This is a genomic window from Corallococcus carmarthensis, from assembly GCF_003611695.1.
In the GTDB taxonomy this organism is placed as follows: Bacteria; Myxococcota; Myxococcia; order Myxococcales; family Myxococcaceae; genus Corallococcus; species Corallococcus carmarthensis.
Genome location: NZ_RAWE01000441.1, coordinates 1 through 1,737 on the forward strand (window position 1 = coordinate 1; position 1,737 = coordinate 1,737).

The 1,737-nt window shown below is 64.4% G+C and carries 2 protein-coding genes; both read left to right on the top strand.

Annotated elements, in window-relative coordinates; translation table 11 throughout:
• Positions 1 to 578, top strand: a 578-nt coding sequence (locus D7X32_RS44305) for an AHH domain-containing protein (RefSeq protein WP_208752772.1), incomplete at its 5' end; no start/stop codon positions are given.
• Positions 579 to 599: 21 nt separating this feature from the next.
• A partial coding sequence (locus D7X32_RS46400; protein WP_120608467.1) for an imm11 family protein occupies positions 600 to 1,737 on the top strand: 1,138 nt, incomplete at its 3' end.

Below are 1,737 nucleotides of genomic sequence, written 5' to 3' on the forward strand. Positions count from 1 at the left end.
AGGCGGCGAGGGCCTTCGTGATGCTGACGATGGCGGCGCTGGGCGGCACGGCGCAGACGCTGGCGACGCGGGTGTCGACACTGCCGGGCTCAGCGCAGGCGGCGCTGGTGGGAGCGGAGCAGGGAGGTTTCCGTCTGGTGGCCGCGGCGGAAGTCTCAGCGGTGGCGGTGTCCGCGAGCGGAGAAGTAACCCTCGCGCTGGCCCCCAACGCGGTGGCGATGTCCGCGAAGGGACCGAATGTCCCGGCGCCCGTTGACGTGCACGAGCACCACATCGCTACGAACAAGTGGTGGGAGGCGACACACAATGGTGGCCCTTGGTCGCCCAGGTTCCAGGACCTCTTCGACCGAGCCGGGATGTCGTTGAACGACAAGGTCAACACCGTCCGTGTGCCTGGCCATCAAGGGCCTCATCCTCGGGAGTACCATCAGGCAGTTTACAAGAGACTGAGTGATGCCTTGGGAAGGTGCAGAACCATCATGAACTGTAGGGAGGCGCTGGTAGAGGAACTCCAAGCCTTGGGCAGGGAGATTTCCAAGCCGAACACCCGGCTCAATCGGCTGGTCACTCAACCCTGAATCCGACGAGGGCTGATCACGATGCGGTACTTCGAGCTTTTCGACGACATGGAATTGAAGGACCGCTGGCTGCCGGGTGATGCCTCGAATGCTCAGGGGCAGGAGATCGATGACATCTGGCAGTTCAAGGATGGGTGCCCGGTTCAAATCAACGAACGTCTGCGCATCCCCATCGGTCATCCGGGGAAGGTCCTCGACTACTCCGTGACGAGTGTCGGTGGTGCGCCTGTTGTCCATCGTAGAGTCGCGAGCGTGTTCACGGAGTTGGCACCCGGCGATGTGCAGGTCATCCCTGTCGATGTCGACGAACAGTCGGAGCCATATTTCATCCTCGTCGCGACGCGCACCTTCCAATGCATCGATGATCAGGAGTCCGCGGAGGTGCTGTACTGGAAGCCTGAGGATGGGCGGCCGGAGAAGACTGGGCGATACAGGTCCGTCATGGGCATGCGCATCGACCCGACGAAGGTAGGCGATGCCAAGGTCTTCCGTCCCTGGGGCTGGAGCATCGTGCTCATCGTCTCCGAGGACCTCAAGGAGGCGCTGGAGCGCTCCGGCGCCACGGGGATGGCGTTCACGGAAGTCACGGGCCCCAGTGAAGTCACCCCCGAGGAGCGCGAACACCACCGCAAGCTCCAGGTCCTCTATGAACGGACCGAAACAGCCCGCACCGCGTTCTGGCGCACGCTGGGCACGCTGGATGAGAAAGCCATCCTTCCCATCGTCGTCGGAGGAGGCTGGCCCGCGAGGCGTCAGGTCTGGCGAATCATCCACCGCCCCGAAGGACGCACCCTCTTCGTGACGGACGGCCTCTCCGATTTCTTCGTGGAGGCCGTGGAGCCCTCCGTGGGCTTCGGCCTGGAACTCGCGCTCGAAACCGACGAGCCCCAGGCCAACTGGCCCGTGACGCTGCTGGAACGCATCGCCAACGAGCTCGTGGGCCACGAGCACCTGCGCGAGCCCGCGAGGACCGGCCTCCTCTCCATGGAAGTGGACGGAGAGCGCATGCCCGAAACTCTCCTGACGAAGGAAGGCCGCGTCGCCGTGCTCCTGGGCATGGACACGCCCACGCTCCCCACCCACTTCACGATGCCGGACGGACAGGTGCGGCTCGTCACGGTGAAGACGCTGATGCCCCGGGAGCTCACGTACCTGCTGG